This is a genomic window from Arthrobacter sp. 2YAF22_2 (assembly GCF_052114645.1).
GTDB lineage: Bacteria > Actinomycetota > Actinomycetes > Actinomycetales > Micrococcaceae > Arthrobacter.
The window spans coordinates 1-5105 of the sequence record NZ_JBFRFD010000265.1 but is presented as its reverse complement, the minus strand read 5'-3'; the positions used below and the strand labels follow the sequence as shown (position 1 = coordinate 5105).

The following is a 5105-nucleotide window of genomic DNA, read 5'->3' as shown; positions in this document are numbered from 1 at the left end:
CGCCGTGATCGGGGCGCTGCAGGTGGCCGCCGGCACCATGACGATCGGCGGCATCCAGGCCTTCATCCAGTTCAGCCGGCTCTTCAGCCAGCCCATGGGCCAGATCGGCGGCATGCTGACCCTGATGCAGTCGTGCCTGGCGTCCGCCGAACGGGTCTTCGCGCTCCTGGACGCACCCGAAATCCCCGCGGCAGCACCGGCCGGACCGGGAATCCGGTTGGCCCGGACCCCCGCGGGCCGCGTCAGGTTCGAAGGCGCCACCTTCGGCTACGGGCCCGACACCCCCGCGGTGCAGGATCTTTCCTTCTCGGTGGAGCCCGGCCAGACCGTGGCAATCGTGGGTCACACCGGCGCCGGCAAGACCACCGTGGTGAACCTCCTGATGCGCTTCTACGAACTGGACGCCGGACGGATCACCGTGGACGGCGTGGACATCGCCGAACTCCATCCCGACGAGCTGCGCGGGGTCTTCGGCACGGTGCTGCAGGACGCCTGGCTGTTCACCGGCAGCATCCGGGACAACATCGAATACGGCCTGCCGGGCGCCAGCGACGCGGAGATCGTCGCCGCGGCGCAGGCAAGCCACGTGGACCACTTCGTCCGCGCCCTCCCGGCCGGCTACGCCACCATGCTCGGCAACGACGGCGACTCGCTCAGCCGCGGACAGCGCCAGCTCATCTCGATCGCCCGGGCACAACTGGCCGGCCGCAGCATCCTGATCCTCGACGAAGCCACCAGCTCGGTGGACAGCCGCACGGAGATACAGATCCGGCAGGCCATGGCGAGGCTGCGGCAGGGCAGGACCAGCCTGGTGATTGCCCACCGCTTGTCCACCGTGCGCGACGCTGATCTAATTCTGGTCATGGACCACGGACGGATTGTTGAACAAGGCAAGCACCAGGAACTCATGGCGGAGGACGGCACGTACACCCGGCTCTACCGGACCCAGTTCGCCGGGCGCGAACAGCTTGAGGCCGCCCTGGAGCCGGAACTGTGAGCCCGGCCGAGGCCGGTGCTGCCACTTTTCCCGGCACCTGGAAGCCCAATACCGGCAGTTCGGTTCCCCTGTTCGAACAGCTCCGGCTGAACATTATCGAGCGGGCCGACGCCGGAACCCTCGCGGCCGGGACCCGGCTCCCCGCCGTCCGCAGCCTGGCGGCCGAGCTGGGCGTGGCGCCGCACACCGTGGCGCGAGCCTACAAGGAACTCGAGGCCGCCGGCGTCGTCGCGACCCGGGGCAGGAACGGCACCGTCGTCTGCGCCCGGGACGACGCGTGGGGCTCACTGACCGCGTCCGCCGCGGAGTTCGCGGCGGCGGCCAAAGCCCGCGGGGCCAGCTTCGCCGAGGCTGTCCAGCTGCTGGCCGCGGCATACGACCGCCATTAGGCCGAGAGCCATAGCACAAGCGCAGCCGGAATAGATATTCGAAGAAGTTTTCGATTAGCATTGGAGGCGTGCCTAAAGCCGTAGCTGAAGAACCCGCCGTCGCTGTCCAACCCGCCACCGTTCCGGTGAAGTCCGGAAAGGCGGCCAACCCCAAGCCCTCCGGCGGGGTGCTGTCCGGGGCGGAACTGGTCCGTTCCGACCTGTCCCGCCTGGTCGTAAAGGGCGCGCGCGAACACAATCTGCGCAACGTGGACCTCGACCTGCCCCGCGACGCGATGATCGTCTTCACCGGCCTCTCCGGCTCGGGCAAGTCATCCCTCGCTTTTGACACGATCTTCGCCGAAGGCCAACGCCGGTACGTGGAGTCGCTCTCCGCCTACGCCCGCCAGTTCCTGGGCCAGGTGGACAAGCCCGACGTCGACTTCATCGAGGGGCTCTCGCCCGCCGTCTCGATCGACCAGAAATCGACCAGCAAGAACCCCCGCTCCACCGTGGGCACCATCACCGAGATCTACGACTACATGCGCCTGCTCTGGGCCCGGGTGGGGCGCCCGCACTGCCCGATCTGCGGCGAGCCGGTCAGCAAGCAGACACCCCAGCAAATCGTCGACCAACTGCTCGAACTGCCTGAGGGAACCCGCTTCCAGGTGCTGGCACCGGTGGTCCGCGGCCGCAAGGGCGAGTTTGTCGAACTCTTCAAAGAGCTCACCGCCAAGGGCTACTCGCGGGCCCGGGTGGACGACAAACTGATCCAACTCAGCGATCCCCCCAAGCTTGGCAAACAGTTCAAGCACACCATCGAAGTGGTAGTGGACCGGCTGGTCGCGAAGGACGGCATCAGCCAGCGTCTGACCGACTCGGTGGAAACCGCGCTCGGCCTGGCCGAGGGACGGGTCCTGGCCGAATTCGTCGATCTCGAGGCAGACGATCCGGAACGGATCCGGGCCTTCTCCGAACACCTCGCCTGCCCCAACGAGCACCCCCTCGCCATCGACGAGATCGAGCCGCGCTCATTCTCCTTCAACAACCCGTTCGGCGCCTGCTCCGCCTGCAGCGGCATCGGGACCCGGCTCGAGGTGGACGAGGAACTCCTGATCCCCAACCCGGACCTCTCCCTCTCCGACGGCGCCATCGCGCCCTGGTCACTCGGTACCGCCACCACCGAATACTGGAACCGGCTCCTCGCCGGCCTGGCCAAAGAGCTCGAGTTCTCGATGACCACGCCGTGGAAGAAGCTGTCCGCCGAGGCGCGGCAGACCGTGCTGCACGGCAAGGACCACAAGGTGGTGGTGCAGTACCGGAACCGCTTCGGCCGGGAACGCAAGTACAGCACCGGCTTCGAAGGCGTGGTCCAGTACGTGCACCGCAAGCACACCGAAACGGAATCCGATTCGGCCCGGGACCGCTACGAGGAGTACATGCGGCAGGTTCCGTGCCCGGCCTGCAACGGCGCCCGCCTGAACCCGGCGTCGCTGTCCGTCCTGATCAACGGAAAGTCCATCGCCGAGGTGGCCGCGCTGCCGATGCGCGAATGCGCGAACTTCCTGGACACCCTGGTGCTGACCGGCCGCGAGGCGCAGATCGCCCACCAGGTCCTGATTGAAATCCAGGCCCGGCTGAAATTCCTCCTCGACGTCGGCCTCGAGTACCTGAACCTGGAACGGCCTTCGGGCACGCTCTCCGGCGGCGAGGCACAGCGCATTCGCCTGGCCACCCAGATCGGTTCCGGCCTCGTCGGCGTGCTGTACGTCCTCGACGAGCCGTCCATCGGACTGCACCAGCGCGACAACCGGCGCTTGATCGAAACCCTCACCCGGCTCAGGGACCTCGGTAACACCCTGATCGTGGTTGAGCACGACGAGGACACCATCCAGGAAGCCGACTGGGTGGTGGACATCGGACCGGGCGCCGGCGAGCACGGCGGCACCGTGGTGCACTCCGGGTCCTACCAGGACCTGCTGGAGAACACCGAGTCCCTGACCGGCGACTACCTCTCCGGGCGGAAATTCATCGAGGTGCCGAAGAAGCGCCGCAAGTACGACAAGAAGCGCGAACTGAAGGTTGTCGGCGCCAAGGAAAACAACCTGGTCAATGTCGACGCCGCCTTCCCGCTGGGATTGTTTACCGCGGTCACCGGCGTCAGTGGCTCGGGCAAGTCCACCCTGGTCAACGAAATCCTGTACAAGGTGCTCGCCAACAAACTCAACGGCGCCAAGCAGGTCGCCGGGCGGCACAAGTCCGTCCAGGGCCTCGAGCACCTGGACAAGGTGGTGCACGTCGACCAGAGCCCGATCGGCCGCACCCCGCGCTCCAACCCGGCCACCTACACCGGTGTGTTCGACCACATCCGGAAGCTCTTCGCCGAGACCACCGAGGCCAAGGTCCGCGGCTACCAGCCCGGCCGGTTCTCCTTCAACGTCAAGGGCGGCCGCTGCGAGGCCTGCTCGGGCGACGGCACGTTGAAGATCGAAATGAACTTCCTGCCGGACGTTTACGTGCCGTGCGAGGTCTGCCACGGCGCGCGCTACAACCGCGAAACCCTTGAGGTGCACTACAAGGGCAAGACCATCGCGGACGTCCTGAACATGCCGATCGAGGAGGGCGCGGACTTCTTCGCCGCGTTCTCGCCGATCGCCCGGCACCTGCGGACCCTCGTGGACGTCGGCCTCGGCTACGTCCGGCTCGGCCAGCCCGCCACGACGCTCTCGGGCGGCGAGGCGCAGCGCGTGAAACTCGCAGCTGAGCTGCAGAAACGCTCCAACGGCCGCAACGTCTACGTGCTCGACGAGCCCACCACCGGGCTGCACTTCGAGGACATCCGCAAGCTGTTGCTGGTCCTGCAGGGCCTGGTCGAAAAGGGCAACACCGTGATCACCATCGAACACAACCTGGACGTGATCAAGAGCGCGGACTGGATCGTGGACCTGGGCCCCGACGGCGGATCCGGCGGCGGACGGATTGTCGCCTCCGGTACCCCGGAGCAGGTGGCCAAGTCCAAGGAGAGCCACACCGCGACGTTCCTCGCCGAGATTCTGGGCTGACCGGCACCTCCGGCCGACCCGGGGAGGCCGGACATATTCCCCCGAGGGAATGAGATTGTTCGGCTTCCCCGCGGTCGTGAGAAACTACTCCGGTGACCCATACGCCCGGATGTTGCAGGAGCCGCTGCCAAGCAGGCCCCTGCCGATCGCCACGAAACTATTGTCAAGGTGGATCCGTGCGGTCCCGCACCCTGACCACCGTCGCCCCGCAGCTGAATGAGGTGCCCGCCCTTGGCAATGTTTGACGTAATCCGCTGGACAACCCGCGGGCTCATCTCCGCGACCTGCCGTCCCACCGTTATCGGCCTGGAGAACGTGCCAGCCGAAGGCCCCTTCATCGTGGCGCCCAACCACCTCTCCTTCCTGGACAGCGTGATCGTCCAGGCGCTCATGCCGAGGCCGGTCGCTTTTTTCGCCAAGGCCGAATACTTCACCACCGGCGGTGCCAAGGGCCGGGTAATGAAGTCGTTCTTCGAGGCCGTCGGCTCCATCCCGGTCGAGCGCGGCGAGCAGGCCGCCAGCGTGCAGGCGCTCAAGACGTTGCTGGACATCCTCGATGCCGGCAAGGGCGTCGGGATCTACCCGGAAGGCACCCGCTCCCGCGACGGCATCCTCTACCGCGGCCGCACCGGCGTCGGCTGGCTGGCCCTCACGACGGGAGCCCCGGTGGTCCCGGTG

The 5105-nt window shown here is 67.0% G+C and carries 4 protein-coding genes; all 4 read left to right on the top strand.

Translation table 11 applies throughout. From position 1 onward, the window contains the following. Nucleotides 1-997: ABC transporter ATP-binding protein (locus AB4Y86_RS11735; RefSeq protein WP_441402403.1), on the top strand; the 997-nt coding region annotated here is incomplete at its 5' end. Next, nucleotides 994-1386, top strand: coding sequence for a GntR family transcriptional regulator (locus tag AB4Y86_RS11730; RefSeq protein ID WP_441402402.1), 393 nt, complete (start codon nucleotides 994-996; stop codon nucleotides 1384-1386). The genes AB4Y86_RS11735 and AB4Y86_RS11730, both read left to right, overlap by 4 nt. A 68-nt stretch (nucleotides 1387-1454) precedes the next feature. Then, nucleotides 1455-4427 (top strand): excinuclease ABC subunit UvrA, encoded by a 2973-nt coding sequence (gene uvrA / locus AB4Y86_RS11725; protein WP_441402401.1) that lies wholly within the window; start codon nucleotides 1455-1457, stop codon nucleotides 4425-4427. A 231-nt stretch (nucleotides 4428-4658) separates the two neighbouring features. Beyond that, the coding region (locus AB4Y86_RS11720) for a lysophospholipid acyltransferase family protein (RefSeq protein ID WP_441402400.1) at nucleotides 4659-5105 on the top strand (447 nt) is incomplete at its 3' end.